We start from the raw sequence: 18,001 nt of genomic DNA on the forward strand, positions 1-18,001 counted from the left end.
GGCTGCGGGCCGGTGGCACGGGTTGTGCCCACCCGTCCCGCCAGCGGGACGATTGCCCACAACATTTGGCGTCGTCGCCTGGCGGGGGCGTCCCTGGGTGGCCCTTGGGGTTTCGTTGCCGGGCGCGGCTGTGTGGCTTCGGCGCGGCGTGTGGTGGCGGTGCGTTGCGGCTGGCGCCGCGTGATTCTTGGTTGCGACCGTGGATATGGGGTGCCTGTGTGGTGGGGGTCGGCGCCGCGCCGGGGTGTCTCCTCGGCGTGAAGGTCTCGTTGTCGCCTCTCGGCCGGTGACTTGCTCGTCCTGCGGGGACACCCCACCACGTCCCCTCCCGCCCGGTGGCCAACTCCCGGCCGGTGCCCCCTCCCGTTGTTCCCATGCTGTGTGCCCGCACCTGGCGGTACGGGCCCAGCCCCCACTGTTGTGGGCAATCGTCCCGCAAGGCGGGACGGGCGGGCACAACCCGTGCCACCGGGCCGCAGCACGCGAACGAAAGGCCAGGGGGCACTCGGTTAGGCGCACCCTGCGCCGGGGGTGTTGCGCGGGACGGTTGACCCGGGGAGTGGGGACCGTAGGTCCCGCGCTGGGGGCGTGGCGCCGCACGGCATGGAGTCGGCCCCGGCCGACCCGGAGTGGCAGTGGGCCACCGGCGGGACGGGGACGCGGTGGGGTGTCCCCGCAGGTCGAGACGAACGACGGCAGAAAGCCGAAAACGAAAGCTTCACGCCGAGGAGACACCCCACCGCGGCACCGGACACCCCCCACCCACACACCCCACACGGCCACCGGCACAAACCAAGAACCACGCGGCGCCAGCCGCGAACGCACCGCAACCACACACCGCGCCGAAGCCACCCACCCGCACCCGACCGGCGACGGCACGCCGGGCGACGGCGCCAAAACTGTTGTGGGCAATCGTCCCGCTGGCGAGGGGGCACCTCCCAGCGGTAGCTGGGGGAGGGTGGGCACAACCCGTGCCATCGGCCCGCAGCACGCGAACGAACCCCCAAGGGGCACCCACAGCAGGCGCACCCCTACAAGAACCGGGCACCCCGTGAAGCCTTCACCCCGCACCCCGTGAAGGGGAACCGGCTATGGGCGGACCAGGAGTTGGAACTCGAAGGCGTAGCGTGAGGCGCGGTAGAGGTGGGAGCCGTGTTCTACGGGGCGGCCCGTGTCGTCGTACGTGGTGCGCTCCATCGTGAGGAGCGGCGCCCCCTCGGGCTCGCCGAGCAGCTCACCCTCGTCCGCCCCCGCGGCCCGCGCCCCGACGGACTGCCGCGCACTGTGCAACGTGATCCCCTGCCCACGCAGCATCCGGTAGAGCCCCGTGGACTCCAGCGCGGTCCCCTCCGCGCCGAGCAGTTCCAGCGGCAGATGGTTGCGCATGTACGCCATGGGCTCGCCGTGCGTGAGCCGGAGCCGTTCGACGAGCCTGACCTCGGCCCCCTCGGCCACCCCGAGGGCCGCCCCGACCTCGGCCGTGGCCTCGACCGTGTCGTAGCGCAGCACCCGCGTCGCCGGACGCTGACCGGCCGCCTCCAGGTCGTCGTAGAGGCTGCTCAGCTCCAGCGGGCGCTTGACCTGGCTGTGCACCACCTGCGTGCCGATCCCGCGCCGCCGCACGAGCAGGCCCTTGTCGACGAGCGCCTGGATGGCCTGCCGGACGGTCGGACGGGAGAGGCCAAGCCGTCCGGCCAGTTCGATCTCGTTGCCGAGCAGGCTGCCGGGAGCGAGCTTGCCGCGCTCGATGGCGGTCTCCAGCTGCTGCGAGAGCTGGAAGTACAGCGGGACGGGACTGCTGCGGTCCACGCTGAACTGGAGGTCGACGGGATCATTCTTGGCCACGGGGGGAGCGTAGTGCCCCGGCGGTGCCACAGGAAGCGGCACGTTCGATTGTCAGGACAAAGCGTTGACAGCGCGCCTCGGGCCGGGCGAGCGTAGGTGTCATGCGCATCGGACTCATCGGAACCGGCCGGATCGGCGCCTTCCACGCTCGTACGCTCGCCGCGCACCCCGCGGTGACCGAGCTGCTCCTCGCGGACGCGGACGCCGAGCGCGCCGCGGAGGTGGTGTCCGAGCTCGGCGCGACGGCCACCGCCACGTCGTCGCCCGCCGGGCTGTTCGCGGCGCAACCCCACGCCGTGGTGATCGCCTCCGCCACCGCCTCGCACGCGGAGCTGATCACGGCGGCGGCCGGGCGGGGGCTGCCCGTCTTCTGCGAGAAGCCCATCGCCCTCGATCTGCCGGGAACGCTGGCGGCGCTGCGTACGGTCGACGCCGCGGGCGCCCTCCTCCAGATCGGCTTCATGCGCCGGTTCGACGCGGGCTACGCGGCGGCCCGTGAGGCCGTGCGCTCCGGCAGACTGGGGCGGCTGCACACCGTGCGGGCCGTCACCTCCGACCCGGCGCCGCCGCCCGCCGCCTATCTACCGCTCTCCGGCGGCCTCTACCGCGACTGCCTCGTCCACGACTTCGACGCGCTGCGCTGGGTGACGGGCCGCGAGGTGGTGTCCGTGTACGCGGCGGGCTCGGACGCCGGGCCCGGGATGTTCCGCGACGCCGACGACGTGGACACCGCCGCCACGCTCCTCACCCTGGACGACGGCACCCTGTGCACGGCCACGGCGACGCGCGTGAACGGCGCCGGATACGACGTGCGCATGGAGCTGGCGGGCGAGCGCGACCAGATCGCGGTCGGGCTCGACCCGCGCACCCCGCTGACCTCCGTCGAGCCGACGGGCGCGCCCGCGACCGACAAGCCCTGGCCGGGCTTCCTGGAGCGCTTCGCGCCCGCGTACGAGGCCGAACTCGCCGCCTTCCTCCGGGCCGTGCGCGGCGAGACCGCCAACCCGTGCGACGGCTACGAGGCGTGGGAGGCGCTGCGGATCGCGGAGGCGTGCGAGGTGTCGCGGCGGGAGGGGCGTGCGGTGCGGATCGCCGAGGTGGGGGTTGATCCGGGCTGATCCTGCTCGGGTCGGCCGCTCCGGTCGGGCCGGTCGTTCTCGTCGGCCCTCCCGCGCGGGCCGCGTTCACGCGACCCGGTGCGGCTGCCCGGCGGCAGCGGCCGAGGAGTGCGGTACGGGAGCCTCCGCGAGGCCGCGCCCGCCCCCGGCCCCGTCAGCCCGGTTCCGCCGGGCCGGTGCGCGTACGGACCGTCGCCGGAGCGCGCCGCCGGGTGAGCCGCGCGGACGGGTCACCCCTCGCCCGGCGCCTCCGGCACGTCAGGCACATCCGGCACGCACTCCAGCAGGCTGCCGCGCCAGCCCGCCTCCGTGGTGCGTTCGATGCGGAAGCCGCTGGAGGCGAGCAGATCGTGCCACTGCTGGGCCGTGCGCTCGTATCCGGGCAGCAGGAGGTTGATGTAGAGGTCGTACGCGGCGCGCCAGGCCGCGCCCTCCGCGTCGGGGCTGGAGGGCAGCAGCAGGTCGGCGACGAGCAGCCGGGAGTCGGGGCGCATCGCGGCGCGCACGGCGGCGAGGACACGCGAGGCGCGCTCGGTGTCCCAGTCGTGCAGGACCCGTACGAGCAGATAGACGTCCAGTCCGTCGGGGACCTCGGTGAAGAAGTCGCAGGGCGTCAGCACGCAGCGGTCCTCCACACCGGCCTCCGTGAGGACGGGCCCTGCCGCGTCCAGCACGTGCCGCTGCTCGCACAGCCAGGCCGTCAGGTGGGGGTGGCGCACGAGGAGTTCGGCCAGCAGCCTGCCGGTTCCGCCGCCGACGTCGGCGACGGTGCGCGAGACGCGCCAGTCACGGTCGAGGATGCCGTCCCGCAGCCCGCTGACGGAGACGTTCATCGCGGCGTCGAAACGGGCCCCCGCCTCGCGGTCCTCGGCGAGGTGGGCGAAGAACGGGCGCCCCTTGGCGGCCTCGAACGCGCTGCCGCCCCGCCCCGTGCGCACCAGCTCCGTCAGATGGGCCGCGGCGGGCAGCGCGTCGTCGCAGACGAACTGCACGTACTCGCGGATGCCGCCCTTGCTCCCGGGGCGCAGGCACGCGCCCACGCGCGTCAGCCCGAACCAGCCCTCCGGTGTCTCCTCCAGCACCCCGGAGGCGGCCAGGCTGAACAGCAGGCGCCGCATCGCGACGGGGTCGCAGCCGCAGTCGACGGCGAGGGCGCCGGCCGAACGGGGGCCTCTGGAGAGCAGCCCGGGGATGCCCAGTTCGATGGCGGTCCGCAGCGCCTGTGTCCGCACCGTTCCCATGAGCGAGTCCATGAGCAGGGCTTCGGGTGTCTCCATGTGTGCCTCCTGGCGCGGCGGACGGGCCGACGGGACCGACGGAACGGAACCGGCGGAGACGCGCCGGGCGGCGGTCCCCGGTGCGTACGCGCGGCGCGGGCGCCAGGTTCACCGAACCGTCACAAGTACACGTCACGTCCACATCCTTACCCGGCTCACCACGCGTCACCTGCGTCAGCGAGCGGTCACGGCCACCGGCGCGCCGACGCGGGCCAGGAGCTGGAAGATCTTCGCCGTGTGGGGGTAGGGCATGCGCGCGGTCAGCGCCAGCTCCAGCGCCTCCAGGTCCGCGAAGAAGGCGGGGTCGTGCTTGCGCGCGTCGTCGGTGATGTGGTCGTTGACCGTGCGGATGCCGCAGTGCTCGATGTCCGCGCAGCCGAGCGCCGTCATCAGCGGGACGATCTCCTCGGCCGTGTGCAGGGTGAGCGGGGTGTCGAAGGTGTCGCCGCGCGCGTGCCGCCGCCCGAGGGAGGCGAGCGCCGCCGCCGGGTCCAGGTCGCGTACGGCGTGGGCGAGGGGCGTGGCGTGACGGTTGAGTGCCATGACGGACAGGACACCGCCCGGCCTCACCAGCGGCACGGCCACACGCAGCGCGGGCGCGGGATCCTCCTGGTACTGGAGGAGGTTGTGGCACAGCACCACGTCGTAGGCGCGGCCGGTCACGGAGCCGGGGAGCCGGAAGACGTCGGCCTCGACGGTCTCCAGCAGCGCGGCGCTCCCGGCCTGCCGCGCGCGCTCGCGCGCGGCGGCGAGCATGCCCGGCGCGTAGTCGACGAGGGTGACGTGATGGCCGAGGCGGGCCAGCCGCAGCGCGTCACCGCCGTCAGCGCCCGCGAGGTCCAGCACGCGCACGGGGGCGTCGGCGGCGGGGTGGAGGTGGCGGAGGAGGTTGGCCTCGGCCAGCGTGTAACGCAGCCGCCCCCAGGGACTCTCCTGCCAGGCGCGCCAGGCTTCGAGCGCCGCGTCGAAGGTGCGGGCGGGGGCGGGGGGCGCGTCGGATCCGGAAGACGGGCCCGGAAACGAGAACGGGGCCGAGTCAGTCATCCTCGGGCCCCGCGAAGGTCTTGACCATGAAGATACAGGCGTCCGCGACGCGATGAGTCAGGCCCGACCCGTCCTCGTAGGACCAGCAGTCGAGATAGGGGACGGACGGACGGTAGCCGAGCCGCTTGTAGAGCGCTTCGGCGCGGGGGTTGTTCTTCTCGACGCCGAGGCCGACGCAGCCGCAGCCACGGCGTCTCGCGAGTCTCTCGGCCGCCGCGATCAGTCCGGTGCCGACGCCCTGGGAACGCAGGGTCCCCGGCCAGTCGGCCAGGCCATTGATCTCGGGGCAGCCCGGATGGGCCGCTCTGATCTCGGGGGCCGCGCATCCGTCCCAGCGCACCTCGCAGCATCCGACGGGCACCAGGTCCCGCCAGGCCACCAGAAAAGTGCTGGTCCCCGCGCTGTGGCGGGCGTAGCGGACGGCGTGGTGCGAGGTGGCGCCCGAAGACGGCATGTGCTCGTCGAGCAGTACGAGGTCTTCTTCCCGGCACTCGCTGATCCTCATTCGCCTCACCCTAAAGACCTCGCGGTGCGCCGTGCGGGCCGATGCCTCTGCCCGTGCGGCAATTCCGAGATTCGCGAGGGCAGAGCGGGGCATTACGGCCACGGCGCGCGGGGCGCTGCGCTGTGCGGTTCGGCGTTTTCGGGGTTGCCCCGTTCGTCGGGGGTGTTGCGCGGGACGGGTTCCCTTCGCGGGGTGCGGAAGGAAACGGTGGGTTCCCGCTTCACGGGGGTGTTGCGCGGGACGGTTGCCCTGTGAGGTGGGCACTGTAGGGTCCCGCGCTGATTTTTGCGCTGCTGCACGGGGCGCTGCGCTGTGGGGTTCGCCGTATTCCGGGTGCGGGTGGGTGGCTACGGCGCGGCGTGTGGTTGCGGTGCGTCGCGGCTGGCGCCGCGTGATTCTTGGTGCCTGCCGGTGGCCGTGTGGGGTACGTGTTCTTGGGTGTCCGGTGCCGCGCCGGGGTGTCTCCTCGGGCGGCGACAAGTGCGGGTCTCGTTTACGGGTTTCCCCCGGCACTCGTCGCCACCACTTGCGGGGACACCCCACCACGCCCCCGTCCCGCCGGTGGCCCACTGCCACTCCGGGTCGGCCGGGGCCGACTCCATCACGTGCGGCGCCACGCCCCCAGCGCGGGACCTACGGTCCCCACTCCCCGGGCCAACCGTCCCGCGCAACACCCCCTTGGCAGGGTGCGCCTAACCGAGTGCCCCCTGGCCTTTCGTTCGCGTGCTGCGGCCCGGTGGCACGGGTTGTGCCCACCCTCCCCCAGCTACCACTGGGAGGTGCCCCCTCCCCATGCGGAACGCCTGCCCACAACGGTGGGGGCGGAGCCCCTCCGGTACGGCACCGGTCCACAGCATGGGAACAAGCGGAGGGGGCACCGGCCGATAGTTGGCCACCGGGCGGGAGGGGACGTGGTGGGGTGTCCCCGCAGGACGAGCAAGTCACCGGCCGAAAGCCGAACACGAGACCTTCACGCCGAGGAGACACCCCACCGCGGCGCCGACCCCCACCACACAGCAACCCCACACGGCCACCGGCACAAGCCAAGAACCACGCGGCGCAAGCCGCGAACTACAGATCCACACGCCGCGCCGAAGCCACCGGCCCGCGCCCGGCAACGGAACCCCAAGGGCCACCCAGGGACGCCCCCGCCAGGCGACGGCACGCCAAAGTTGTGGGCAATCGTCCCGCAAGGCGGGACGGGTGGGCACAACCCGTGCCACCGGACCGCACCACGCGAACGAACCCAAAGGGGCACCAGCCAAGGCGCACCCCCACAAGAACCGGGCACCCCGTGAAGCCATCACCCCGCACCCCGTAAAGGGGCACACCAGCGTGAAGGGGCAACCCCCCGTTTCCTTCCGCACCCCGCGAAGGGGAACCGCAACACCCCCTACGCGAACCGGATCGGCAAGCGGCGGGGGCCGCGGATCAGCATGCCGGGGCGCCAGATGAGGGCGTCGGGGTGGGTGTCGAGTGCCAGGTTGGGGGCGCGGTTCAGGAGCGTGGCGATGGCGGTTCGCGCCTCGAGCCGGGCGAGCGGCGCGCCGAGGCAGAAGTGGATGCCGTGCCCGAAGGCGACGTGGCCCCGGGTCTCGCGGCGGATGTCGAACCGGCCGGGCTCGGGGAAGCGCGCGGGGTCGTGGTCGGCGTCGGCGAGGACGGGAAGCACGAGGGCGCCACCGCCGGGGATGACGGTGCCGTCGATCTCCACGGGGTCGAGGGTGAAGCGGTAGGTGGGCGTCTCCACGGGGCCGTCGAAGCGGAGCATTTCCTCGACCGCGTTGTCGATGAGCGACGGGTCTGCGCGGAGCGCGGCAAGCTGCTCGGGGTGCGTGAGGAGCGCGAGGACACCGTTGGCGATGAGGTGCACCGTGGTCTCGTGTCCCGCCACCAGCAGCAGCCAGGCCATGCCCAGGAGTTCGGTGGACGAGAGCGTGTCGCCGTCCTCGTCGGTCGTGCGTATGAGCCCGCTGAACAGGTCGTCGCCGGGCTCGTCGCGGCGGCGCTCCACGAGGGCCGCCAGATACGCGTCGGCCGACTCCTTCGCCGCCGCGGCCCTGCCCATCGTCGCGGGCGTGGCCGTGAGGATCGCCTCCGTCCAGCCGCGGAAGCTGTCGCGGTCGAGGAAGGGCACGCCGAGGAGTTCGCAGATGACCGACATCGGGAGCGGGAAGGCCAGCGCGTCCAGCAGGTCGGCGCGCCCGTCGGGACGGGCCAGCATCGCGTCGAGGAGTTCGTCCGTCATCTCCTGGACGCGCGGGGCCATCGCCTCCACGCGCCGGGCGGTGAACTCCCGTGCCACGAGCTTGCGCAGCCGCGTGTGCCGGGGCGGGTCGGAGACGAGCATGCTGGTGCCGGAGGAGAGCTTCTCCAGACCGAGGTCCGACGAGGCGTGCGCCCAGTTCTTGGAGAACCGGTCGTCGTTCAGCGCGGCGCGCGCCGCCTCGTGGCCCAGGACGAGCCAGGCGTCGGTGCCCTCCGGGATGCGGACCCGGTGCACGGTGCCGCGCTCGCGCAGCCACGCGTAGACGGGGTACGGGTCCCTGGTGAACAGGTCGCCCAGCGCGTCCAGATCGAGCACGCCGTCGGTGCCGGTCGCCGCCGCGATGGCGTCAGCGAGGGGGCCGGTGCGGGCGCCGTCGGGGGTGCCCGGGGGAGCCGCCACGGGGGCGGGAGTCGTCGGGTGCGGTGCGGCGTCCGGCGCGGCGGTCGCCTGTGTCCCGTCAGTCATGCGTGCGATCGTACGGGCGCCGCCGCACGTCAATACCGTTATCCGGCCAGGGGTTCGACGGCGCTCGGCCCCGGCCGAACACGTCAAAGCACACCGGGCGCACCGAGCGCGTCGAGCAGCTCGCGTTCCCGCGCCGCGCTCAGGCCGGCCCGGCGCGCCCGGTCCAGGCCCTGCGCCCGCTCCCAGCGCAGCGTGTCGGCCAGCAGCTCGGCGCGCGGCCTGTGCCGCAGCCCGGCGGCGCGTGCCGCGGCGCCCGTCCTGGCCGACATCCCCTCCCAGCCCGGCTCCACCAGCCACATCGGCAGCGACTCGGCCCCCATGTACTCGGCCACGCCGTGCGCCAGCAGCCACGCCGAGTCGGCGGGGACGACGGGCCCGGTGTGCCCGCCCACTTCGCGGGACAGCTCGGTCCACTCGGCGAACGGGAGGACGGGGCCGACGGCGTCGTACGTGCCGGTGGTCCCGTTCGCCGCCGCGTCGAGCAGCCAGGCGGCGAGGTCGCGCACGTCGACGGCCTGCGTCGGCATGTCCGGTACGTCGGGCACCAGCATCGGTCCGAGCGGGTCGCGTGCGGCGCGGGCCACCCAGTAGCCGGAGCGTCCGGTGTGGTCGCCGGGGCCGCCGATGAGCCCGGCGCGGGCGACGAGGAGGCGGTCGCCGACGGCGGCCTTCGAGGCTTCCTCGCAGGCGGACTTCGCCTCGCCGTACGAGGAGCGGTCCACTTCGCCGAGCGCGGTCGGGGCGAGGAGGGGCGTGGCCTCGTCGGCGCCCGGGGCGGCGTGGGAGGCGTAGGCGCTGATGGACGAGACGTAGGTCCAGTGCCGGGCGCGGGCGCCCAGCGCTTCGAGCGCGCCGCGCACGAAGCCCGGCTGCCACGACACCTCGACGACGGCGTCCCACTCCCGGTCGAGCAGCGGTTCGTACGCGTCCGGTACGCGACGGTCGGCGGGCACCAGCCGCGCGCCCTCCGCGACCTCGCCGCTCTCGCCGCGTGCCAGGCAGGTCACACGGTGACCGCGCGCGAGCGCCTGCCGGGACACCTCCCGGCCCACCCATGCCGTGCCGCCCAGTACCAGAATCTCCATGCGGGCCACTCAAGCACCCGGGACGCCGGGCGCCCTGCGGGTTCGCCGACAGCGGAGCCCGACGTGGGCGAGGCCGCGTGGACGAAGCTTCATGGACCGGGCTGCCGTCACCGCGCCCGGCCGAACGCCCCCGCCGACGCCCCCGTCAGCGACGCCTGCGGCGCGGGGTCACCGGAACCGCGTCCTCCAGGCGCTGGAGCAGTTCCGTGACGCGCTTGGACACGGTTTCCCTGTCGCCCTCCGCGAGGGCCGAGCCCATGCCCACCGCGACCGCTCCGGCGGCTATCCACTCCGGCGCCGTGTCCGGCGTGACGCCGCCCGTGGGCAGCAGCGCCGCCTGGGGCAGCGCTGCCCGTACGTCCTTGAGCCAGCCCGGGTGCTGGCCCGAGGCGGGGAAGAGCTTGAGCGCGTCGGCGCCCAGTTCCAGCGCGCGGACCATCTCCGTGGGGGTGGCCACGCCGGGGAAGACGGGGATGCCGTAGCGGTGCCCGGTGCGGATGACCTCGGCGTCGAGGCTGGGCGAGACGAGGAAGCGGGCGCCCGCGTCGACGGCCATGCTGGCGGTGGTCGCGTCCAGGACCGTGCCCGCGCCGATGACGGAGTCGTCGCCGGTCTCGCGGCGGAGGGTGCTGATGGCCTCCAGTGCGAAGGGAGTGGTCAGCGAGATCTCCAGGCTGGTGATGCCTGCGCCCAGCAGGATGTCGGCCGACGCCGTCGCGTGCTCGTAGCTGTCGCTGCGGACGATGGCGAAGACGCGCTGTTCCAGCGCGACGCGGGTGATCTCCCAGCGGTACACGGCAGTTCGCCGCCTTTCTTGTCGCCTGCTCGGTTCCCGGGCCAGTGCTCGTGCCTGTGTCGGTGCCAGTGCCTGCGCTTGTGCCGGTGCTCGTGCTTGTACTTGCTACTTGTGCGCGTACTCGTTACGTGTGCCTGTGGTGCGGTGCCGCTCGGCCGACGCCGCTCCGCCGCTCGCGCGCCCGGCACGTACCGCGCCGCCGCGCGGCGGTGCGGTACGTGCGTCGCGCCGTTCCTGGGTGGTGCCTGCGGTGGTGGTGCCGGTCCGTAAGCGGTGCCCGTCGTGGCGGGCCGTTCAGCGGTGCACGGTCTCGCCCCCGCGGGTGAGGGAGGCCAGGGCGCGGTCGCGTGCCGAGGCGGTGGGCAGGCCGTCCGTGTCCGAGGGCGCCTGGACGACGAGCGCCGCCACGCACGCCGCCTCGGCCAGGGAGCGCTCGGGCGGCAGCCCGCGCAGCCAGCCGGAGAGCCAGCCCGCGGCGAACGCGTCGCCCGCGCCGACGGGATCGGCCACCGGGACCTCGAAGGCCCGCTGCGTCCACTGCCCGTCGTGGTCCATGGTCACCGCGGAGTGGTCGCGGCGCTTGACGACGACCGTGCGGGCCCGGCCCAGGTTGAGCAGCGCCTTCGCCGCCTCCTCCGCGCCGCCGCCCAGCAGCAGTTCCAGCTCGTCCTCCCCCGCGAGGACGAGATCGGCCTCCCTGAGCAGCGGGCCCACCGTGCGGATCCACTGGTGGTCGGTGCCGAGCTTGCGCCGCACGTTCGGATCGAAGGAGACCGCGGCGCCCGCTTCTCTGGCCCGCTGGATCAGCGCCCATGTGGCCTGCGCGGCGGACTCGGACAGCATCGGGGTGATGCCCGTCACATGGACCACCCGCGCCCCTTCCAGCGCCTCGGCCCTGACATGGGCCGGTGCGAGGAGGGAGGCGGCGGAGCCCGAGCGGTAGTACTGGACGTCGATGGGGCGCCGCTCGTGGCTGTCGCGCAGCAGCAGCCCCGTGGGGGCCTCGGGATCCATCTGGGCGCAGGAGACATCCACGCCGTCGGCCCGCAGCTCCCGCATGACGGCCTCCCCCGCCGGATCGTCGCCGACACGGCCGATCCAGCGGGCCCAGTGCCCGAGACGGGCCAGTCCCTGCGCGACGTTGGACTCGGCACCGGCCACGGAGCGCCGGAAGGAGACCGCGCGGTCCAGCGGCATGCCGGGTTCGGCCAGCATCAACAGCATGGCCTCACCGCAAGTAACCGCCTCCGGTCCGTTTACCACCGGTATCTCCCCACATCTGCCCGCACGGCATCACTCTCTGTAGGTAACGTTACCCGCTCAGGCCGACAAAGCCACCCCCGGGGGCACTTCCTCCCGCATCCAGAAAGCGGAGCAGCGGCAGTGTCGCCGCTCCGACGGTCACCGCGTCCGGCCCCAGGCGCCCCAGTTCGATGGCCGTACGCGCCGCCGGATACCGAAGAGCGTACGCTCCCGTCGCCTCCCGCACCGCAGGCAACAGCCGTGGCCCGAGCAACAGTCCCGCCCAGCCGCCGAGCACGATGCGTTCGGGGTTGAAGAGGTTCACCAGGTCGGCGAGGCCGGCGCCCAGGTACTCGGCGGTCTCGGCGAGCACCCGCTCCACCGCTGCCGCGCCCTCCCCCTCGGTCGCCAGGAGCCCCGCGAGCGCCGTCTCCTCGTCGCCCTCCAGCGGGCTGCCGCCCGCCTCGCGCCAGCGCTCCAGCACAGCTCCGGCGCCGACGTACGCCTCCAGGCAGCCCAGCGCGCCGCAGCGGCAGCGGCGGCCCCGCACGTTCAGCACCGTGTGGCCCCACTCGCCCGCGCTGCTGGCGGCGCCCCCGTAGGGCACGCCGCCGGTGACCACGCAGGCGCCGACGCCCAAGCCGAGCAGGGTGATCACGGCGTCGCGCGCTCCCCGTCCGGCGCCGAACCACATCTCGGCCTGGCCGAGGGTCTTCGCGCCGTTGTCCACGAGCACCGGCACCTCACGGGGCAGTCCGGCCGCCGCGCGCAGCAGCGCCTCCAGGGGCACCGCGTCCCAGCCGATGGTCTGGGCGTGCACCAGCGCGCCGCCCTCGGGGCGCTGTTCGGCGATGCCGGGGACGCCGACGCCGATCCCCAGCAGCCTGCTCAGCGGGGCGGCGCCCCCGGCCGCCACGCCCCCCGGCCCGCCCACGTCCGCCCCCTCGTCCACGCCCGCGCCTGCGAGCACCTCGCGGAGCCCGTCGGCGATGAGGCGGACGACGAGCGCCACGTCGTGTCCGCCGTCCTCCAGCGGGAGTTCGCCGCGGGCGACCTCAGCGAGCGTCAGGTCGAACAGCTCGACGCGCACCCGCGTCTCACCCACGTCGACGCCGATGAGGTACGCGCTGTGCGGGGCCACCCGCAGCAGGGTGCGGGGACGGCCGCCGTCGGACTCGACGGAGCCCGCCTCCTCCAGCACGCCCTCGGCGAGGAGTTCGGCCGCCACATTGCTGACGGACCCGGAGCTGAGGCCCGTCCCCTGTCCCAACTCCTGTCTGCTGAGGGGCCCTTCGAAATACAGATGGCGCAGCAGCGCCGCCCGGTTGGTGCGCCGCAGGTCGCGCACCGTGCGTTTGTTCCGTTCTGCCATGTGGCTCCCTCCCGCACCGAACCTACCTCTGTCAGAAGTCTTGACGGGCTCTTCTCTCACTACTTAACTCACGCCGTGAATTAAGCCGGGCGACCATTCAGAGGTCGAACGCAGCCGCCTCGGAGAGGGGCCAACTGACCATGCGCACCAGTCGAGTCCGTACCGCCGCACGCACCGCGCGCGCCACCCGCACCGTCCGTACCGCACGCGCCCCGCGGACCGCACGCGCCTCGCGGACCGCCGCCGTCGGTGTCCTCGCCGTGGCGCTCGCCGCCACCACAGCAGCCTGCGGGGGCGGCTCGACCACCGGCGGCGAGGAGGGCAGCAACGAGAACCCCAAGGAGCTGACCTACTGGGCCAGCAACCAGGGCGCCAGCATCGAGCACGACAAGAAGGTGCTCACCCCCGAGCTGAAGCGTTTCGAGAAGCGAACGGGCATCAAGGTCAAGCTGGAGGTCGTCCCCTGGGACAGCCTCCTGGACCGCATCCTCGCCGCCACCTCCTCCGGGCAGGGCCCCGATGTCCTCAACATCGGCAACACCTGGTCGGCCTCGCTCCAGGCCACCGACGCGCTGCTCGCCTGGGACGAGAAGAACCTGAAGAAGATCGGCGGCGGCGACCGCTTCGTGCCCTCCGCACTCGCGGCGACGGGCGCCGAGGGCAAGCCGCCGGCCGCCGTGCCGCTGTACTCGCTGGCCTACGGCCTCTACTACAACAAGAAGATGCTCAAGGACGCGGGCGTCGACGAACCGCCCGCCACCTGGGACGAGCTGGTCGAAGCGGGCGAGAAGCTCACGGGCGACGGGCACTACGGGCTCGCCGTCGAGGGCGGCAACCCCGTCGAGAACGCGCACCACGCCTTCGTCCTCGGCAAGCAGCACGGTCACGACTTCTTCGACGCCTCGGGCAAGCCCGACTTCGACTCGCCCGCCGCCGTCAAGGCCGTCAAGCAGTACATCGACTTCCTCGCCGCCGACGGGATCGCGGCCGAGGGCAACGCGGAGTACGCCAAGAACGAGTCGGTCAAGGACTTCGCCACCGGGAAGGCCGCCATGCTGATGTGGCAGGCAGCCGCCACCTCGCTCAAGTCGCACGGGATGAAGCCCGACGAGTACGGCGTCGCGCCCATCCCCGTCCAGTCTGAGGGAGCCACCGGGGAGCGCGCCGTCAACTCGATGGTCGCCGGGATCAACCTGGCCGTCTTCAAGAACACCGACAACATCGACGGCGCCATGAAGTTCGTGAAGTTCATGACCTCGGACGAGGAGCAGCGCAAGCTCAACGCGACCTACGGCGCCGTCCCGCCCGTCGAGGCGGCCCAGGACGACCCGGCCTTCAGCACCCCCGACCTCAAGGTGCTGCGCGAGACGCTGGCCTCCTCCTCGGCGCCCCTCCCCCAGGTCGCCGACGAGTCCAAGTTCGAGACGCTCGTCGGCACCGCGATGAAGGAGCTGTTCGCCGACGCGGCGGCCGGGCGGAAGGTCACCACCGGCTCCGTGCAGGAGCGGCTGACCAAGGCCCAGCAGCAGATGAAGAAGTGAGGAAGCGCAGCCGATGACCGCGCTCAGCCCTCCCCGTACTCCCCCTGACACGCCACCCCCCACAGGCGGCAGGCCCTCCCGGCGCACCCGCCGCACCCGGCGCGGGCACCTCCTGCCCGACCGGGTGCGCCGGGCGGGGCTGCCCTATCTGCTGCTCCTGCCCGCGCTCCTGCTGGAGATCCTCATCCACCTGGCGCCGATGGCCGTCGGCGTGCTGATGAGCTTCCGTGACCTGAGCCAGCAGTACATCCGCAACTGGGGCGCGGCCCCGTGGGCGGGGCTCGACAATTTCCGCATCGCCGTCGACGTCGACGCGCCCGTCGGCCAGGCCCTGCTGCACTCCTTCGCCGTCACCTGTGCCTTCACGGTGCTCGCCGTGGGCCTCGCCTGGCTGCTGGGGGTGACGGCGGCGATCCTGACGCAGGACGGGTTCCGGGGGCGCGGGGTGCTGCGCGCCGTGTTCCTGACGCCGTACGCGCTGCCGATCTACACCGCCGTCATCACCTGGTCGTTCATGCTCCAGCGGGACAACGGCCTGGTGAACCACGTCCTCCACGACCAGCTCGGGGTGACGGACTCGCCGTCCTTCTGGCTGATCGGGGACAACAGCTTCACCGCGCTCGTCGTGGTCTCCGTGTGGCGGACCTGGCCGTTCGCTTTCCTGATCCTGACGGCCGCGCTCCAGAACATCCCGCGCGACCTGTACGAGGCGGCTCAGCTCGACGGGGCCGGGATCTGGCAGCAGATCCGCCAGATCACCCTCCCGTCGCTCCAGCCCGTCAACCAGGTCCTCGTCCTGGTCCTCTTCCTGTGGACCTTCAACGACTTCAACGTGCCCTACATCCTCTTCGGCAAGTCGGCGCCAGAGGCGGCCGACCTCATCTCGGTCCACATCTACCAGTCGTCCTTCGCCACCTGGGACTTCGGCTACGGCTCGGCCATGTCCGTCCTGCTGCTGCTGTTCCTGCTCGTGGTGACGGCCGCGTATCTGCTGGTCACGAACCGCGGCGGCCGGGGAAGGAAACAGGATGCCTAGGCTCTCCACCAGCCCCGCCGACGGCCGCGTCGGCCACGGCGGCCACCCGTCGCCCACCGCGCCCCCGGCCGCCTTCGTGTGGACCCGGCGGATCGTGCTGACGCTGCTCACGGTCTTCGCTGTCACGCCCGTCTATGTGATGGTCAGCAGCTCCCTCAAGCCCCTGGAGGACGTCTCCGGCGCCTTCCGGTGGATACCGAGCGGGCTCACGCTGCGCCCGTACATCGACATCTGGGACACCGTCCCGCTCGCCCGCTACTTCCTGAACTCGCTCATCGTGGCGGGTGCGGCCACCCTGTGCTCGGTCGTCATCGCGACGTTCGCCGCCTATGCCGTCAGCCGCTACCGCTTCCGGGGCAAGCGGGTCTTCACCGTGACCATCCTGTCCACGCAGATGTTCCCCGGCATCCTCTTCCTGCTGCCCCTGTTCCTGATCTTCGTCAACCTCGGGAACGCCACGGGCATCGCGCTCTACGGCTCGCGCGGCGCGCTCATCCTCACCTACCTCACCTTCACGCTGCCGTTCTCCGTGTGGATGCTGATCGGCTACTTCGACTCCATCCCGCGCGACCTCGACGAGGCGGCCCTCGTGGACGGCTGCGGCCCGGTCGGTGCGCTCTTCCGCGTCGTCGTACCGGCCGCCGTGCCGGGGATCGTCGCCGTCGCCGTGTACTCCTTCATGACCGCCTGGGGCGAGGTGCTGTTCGCCTCGGTGATGACGAACGACACGACCCGCACCCTCGCCATCGGCCTCCAGGGCTACGCCACCCAGACGCAGGTCTACTGGAACCAGGTCATGGCCGCCTCGCTCGTCGCCAGCGTGCCCGTCGTCGCCGGGTTCCTGCTGCTCCAGCGCTATCTCGTCGCCGGTCTCACCGCCGGGGCCGTCAAGTGACCCGTACGGAAAGGAACTCCGTGTCCGACCCCTCCGCCTCCGTCCCGCCCGCCCCGTCCGCCCGGCCCGCGCCGCCCGCCCTGAGCGCGCTTCCCGCGGACTTCCGCTGGGGCGTGGCCACCGCCGCGTACCAGATCGAGGGCGCGGCGGCGGAGGACGGCCGCTCACCCTCCATCTGGGACACCTTCTCCCACACCCCCGGCAAGGTCGCGGGCGGCGACACCGGCGACGTGGCCTGCGACCACTACCACCGCTGGCGCGAGGACATCGCCCTGATGCGGGAGCTGGGCGTCGACTCCTACCGCTTCTCGATCGCCTGGCCGCGCGTCGTGCCCGGCGGCGACGGGCCCGTCAACGAGCGCGGCCTCGCCTTCTACGACCGCCTCACCGACGCCCTCCTCGAAGCGGGCATCACCCCCTTCCCCACCCTCTACCACTGGGATCTGCCGCAGGCGCTCCAGGACCGGGGCGGCTGGCCGGAGCGGGACACGGCCGAGCACTTCGCCGCCTACGCCTCCGTCGTCGCCGAGCGCCTCGGCGACCGCGTCAAGGACTGGGCGACGCTCAACGAGCCGCTGTGCTCCGCCTGGATCGGCCATCTGGAGGGCCTGATGGCCCCCGGCCTGACCGATCTGACGGCGGCCGTGCGTGCCTCGTACCACCTGCACCTGGGCCACGGGCTGGCGACGGCCGCGCTGCGCGCCGCCGTCCCCGGGGCACGCGTCGGCCTCGTCAACAACCTCACCCACTGCGAGCCCGCGAGCGACGACGAGGCCGACGTGGCCGCCGCACGCCGCTCCGACGGGCACACCAACCGCTGGTGGATGGACCCGGTACACGGGCGCGGCTACCCGCAGGACATGCTCGACCTGTACGGCGTGGATCTGCCCGAGCGCCCCGGCGACCTGGAGACCATCGCGGCGCCGCTGGACTGGCTGGGCCTGAACTACTACTTCCGCAACGTCGTCGCCGACGACCCCACGGGCCCCCTCCCCCGCGCCCGCCAGGTCCCGCTGCCCGAGGCACACCACACGGGCATGGGCTGGGAGGTCCACCCGCGCGGACTGACCGAGACGCTGCTGCGCATGACCGAGGACTACGGCGCCCGCTGCCTCTACGTCACCGAGAACGGCGCCGCCTACCCCGACACCGTCGGCCCCGACGGGCAGATCGACGACCCCGAGCGCACCCGCTACCTGGACCAGCACCTCGCCGCCTGCGCGGACGCGGTCGCCCAGGGCGCCCCGCTCGCGGGCTACTTCGCCTGGTCCCTGCTGGACAACTTCGAGTGGGCCTACGGCTACGACAAGCGCTTCGGCCTCGTCCACGTCGACTACGCGACGCAGCGGCGCACCGTCAAGGGCAGCGGGCGCCGCTACGCCGACCACGTCCGCGAGCACCGCAGGAGGGCGCGGCGCGCGGCGTGAGGTGCGTCCCGTCGCGACGGAAGGGACGCCGTCGCGGCGGGATCTCCCCGTCCCCCTCCCGTATGGAGGGCGGAAGCTCCATCC

At 73.0% G+C, this 18,001-nt stretch carries 14 protein-coding genes; 5 read left to right on the forward strand and 9 right to left on the reverse strand.

The window, feature by feature from the left end; all coding sequences use genetic code 11:
- Positions 1-1,089: 1,089 nt before the first annotated feature.
- Positions 1,090-1,809 (reverse strand): GntR family transcriptional regulator, encoded by a 720-nt coding sequence (locus ACWGJ2_RS31605; RefSeq protein ID WP_453349756.1) that lies wholly within the window; start codon positions 1,807-1,809, stop codon positions 1,090-1,092.
- Between the two features lie 137 nt (positions 1,810-1,946).
- Between ACWGJ2_RS31605 and ACWGJ2_RS31610 the strand changes: the two genes are divergently transcribed.
- Positions 1,947-2,963: a Gfo/Idh/MocA family protein gene (locus tag ACWGJ2_RS31610; RefSeq protein ID WP_453349719.1), complete on the forward strand. Its 1,017-nt coding sequence runs from the start codon at positions 1,947-1,949 to the stop codon at positions 2,961-2,963.
- A gap of 230 nt (positions 2,964-3,193) precedes the next feature.
- On the opposite strand, the gene ACWGJ2_RS31615 is transcribed toward ACWGJ2_RS31610, so the two are convergent.
- The 8 genes from ACWGJ2_RS31615 to ACWGJ2_RS31650 form a co-directional block, all read right to left on the reverse strand.
- A complete protein-coding gene (locus ACWGJ2_RS31615; RefSeq protein ID WP_453349720.1) occupies positions 3,194-4,240 on the reverse strand; it encodes a methyltransferase in 1,047 nt (348 codons plus the stop codon).
- 174 nt (positions 4,241-4,414) lie between these two features.
- Positions 4,415-5,284 (reverse strand): class I SAM-dependent methyltransferase, encoded by an 870-nt coding sequence (locus tag ACWGJ2_RS31620; RefSeq protein ID WP_453349721.1) that lies wholly within the window; start codon positions 5,282-5,284, stop codon positions 4,415-4,417.
- Positions 5,277-5,789, reverse strand: a complete 513-nt coding sequence (locus tag ACWGJ2_RS31625) for a GNAT family N-acetyltransferase (RefSeq protein ID WP_453349722.1) — start codon at positions 5,787-5,789, stop codon at positions 5,277-5,279. The genes ACWGJ2_RS31620 and ACWGJ2_RS31625 overlap by 8 nt, the downstream gene beginning before the upstream one ends.
- A 1,393-nt stretch (positions 5,790-7,182) precedes the next feature.
- Entirely contained in the window at positions 7,183-8,523 is a 1,341-nt protein-coding gene (locus tag ACWGJ2_RS31630) for a cytochrome P450 family protein (RefSeq protein WP_453349723.1), read from the reverse strand.
- An 83-nt stretch (positions 8,524-8,606) separates the two neighbouring features.
- Positions 8,607-9,608 (reverse strand): NAD-dependent epimerase/dehydratase family protein, encoded by a 1,002-nt coding sequence (locus ACWGJ2_RS31635; RefSeq protein ID WP_453349724.1) that lies wholly within the window; start codon positions 9,606-9,608, stop codon positions 8,607-8,609.
- Positions 9,609-9,753: 145 nt separating this feature from the next.
- Positions 9,754-10,404: a bifunctional 4-hydroxy-2-oxoglutarate aldolase/2-dehydro-3-deoxy-phosphogluconate aldolase gene (locus ACWGJ2_RS31640; protein WP_453349725.1), complete on the reverse strand. Its 651-nt coding sequence runs from the start codon at positions 10,402-10,404 to the stop codon at positions 9,754-9,756.
- Between the two features lie 294 nt (positions 10,405-10,698).
- Positions 10,699-11,628, reverse strand: a complete 930-nt coding sequence (locus tag ACWGJ2_RS31645; RefSeq protein WP_453349726.1) for a sugar kinase — start codon at positions 11,626-11,628, stop codon at positions 10,699-10,701.
- A gap of 88 nt (positions 11,629-11,716) precedes the next feature.
- Positions 11,717-13,018 carry an ROK family transcriptional regulator gene (locus ACWGJ2_RS31650; protein WP_453349727.1) on the reverse strand — a complete coding sequence of 434 codons (1,302 nt, stop codon included), beginning with the start codon at positions 13,016-13,018 and terminating at the stop codon, positions 11,717-11,719.
- Between the two features lie 140 nt (positions 13,019-13,158).
- Here ACWGJ2_RS31650 and ACWGJ2_RS31655 point away from each other — a divergent pair, with 140 nt between their 5' ends.
- Genes ACWGJ2_RS31655 through ACWGJ2_RS31670 form a run of 4 tightly spaced genes read left to right on the forward strand, consistent with a single transcriptional unit; the run spans position 13,159 to position 17,917 of the window.
- Positions 13,159-14,559 (forward strand): ABC transporter substrate-binding protein, encoded by a 1,401-nt coding sequence (locus ACWGJ2_RS31655; RefSeq protein ID WP_453349728.1) that lies wholly within the window; start codon positions 13,159-13,161, stop codon positions 14,557-14,559.
- A gap of 13 nt (positions 14,560-14,572) precedes the next feature.
- Positions 14,573-15,595, forward strand: coding sequence for a carbohydrate ABC transporter permease (locus ACWGJ2_RS31660; RefSeq protein ID WP_453349729.1), 1,023 nt, complete (start codon positions 14,573-14,575; stop codon positions 15,593-15,595).
- A complete protein-coding gene (locus tag ACWGJ2_RS31665) occupies positions 15,588-16,490 on the forward strand; it encodes a carbohydrate ABC transporter permease (RefSeq protein ID WP_453349730.1) in 903 nt (300 codons plus the stop codon). Before ACWGJ2_RS31660 ends, ACWGJ2_RS31665 begins: the two co-directional genes overlap by 8 nt.
- A 20-nt stretch (positions 16,491-16,510) precedes the next feature.
- The gene (locus tag ACWGJ2_RS31670; protein WP_453349731.1) at positions 16,511-17,917 is read left to right on the forward strand and encodes a GH1 family beta-glucosidase; all 1,407 of its coding nucleotides are present in this window, start codon (positions 16,511-16,513) and stop codon (positions 17,915-17,917) included.
- The last annotated feature ends 84 nt before the right edge of the window (positions 17,918-18,001 follow it).

Source organism: Streptomyces sp. NPDC054796 (genome assembly GCF_053611545.1).

What these genes read in the sequence shown, in the direction of transcription:
- ACWGJ2_RS31625 (WP_453349722.1), bottom strand. Translation starts at nt 5,789, where the DNA reads ATGAGGATCAGCGAGTGCCGGGAAGAAGACCTCGTACTGCTCGACGAG.
- ACWGJ2_RS31630 (WP_453349723.1), bottom strand. Translation starts at nt 8,523, where the DNA reads ATGACTGACGGGACACAGGCGACCGCCGCGCCGGACGCCGCACCGCAC.
- ACWGJ2_RS31610 (WP_453349719.1), top strand. Translation starts at nt 1,947, where the DNA reads ATGCGCATCGGACTCATCGGAACCGGCCGGATCGGCGCCTTCCACGCT.
- ACWGJ2_RS31635 (WP_453349724.1), bottom strand. Translation starts at nt 9,608, where the DNA reads ATGGAGATTCTGGTACTGGGCGGCACGGCATGGGTGGGCCGGGAGGTG.
- ACWGJ2_RS31655 (WP_453349728.1), top strand. Translation starts at nt 13,159, where the DNA reads ATGCGCACCAGTCGAGTCCGTACCGCCGCACGCACCGCGCGCGCCACC.
- ACWGJ2_RS31615 (WP_453349720.1), bottom strand. Translation starts at nt 4,240, where the DNA reads ATGGAGACACCCGAAGCCCTGCTCATGGACTCGCTCATGGGAACGGTG.
- ACWGJ2_RS31660 (WP_453349729.1), top strand. Translation starts at nt 14,573, where the DNA reads ATGACCGCGCTCAGCCCTCCCCGTACTCCCCCTGACACGCCACCCCCC.
- ACWGJ2_RS31645 (WP_453349726.1), bottom strand. Translation starts at nt 11,628, where the DNA reads ATGCTGTTGATGCTGGCCGAACCCGGCATGCCGCTGGACCGCGCGGTC.
- ACWGJ2_RS31650 (WP_453349727.1), bottom strand. Translation starts at nt 13,018, where the DNA reads ATGGCAGAACGGAACAAACGCACGGTGCGCGACCTGCGGCGCACCAAC.
- ACWGJ2_RS31620 (WP_453349721.1), bottom strand. Translation starts at nt 5,284, where the DNA reads ATGACTGACTCGGCCCCGTTCTCGTTTCCGGGCCCGTCTTCCGGATCC.
- ACWGJ2_RS31665 (WP_453349730.1), top strand. Translation starts at nt 15,588, where the DNA reads ATGCCTAGGCTCTCCACCAGCCCCGCCGACGGCCGCGTCGGCCACGGC.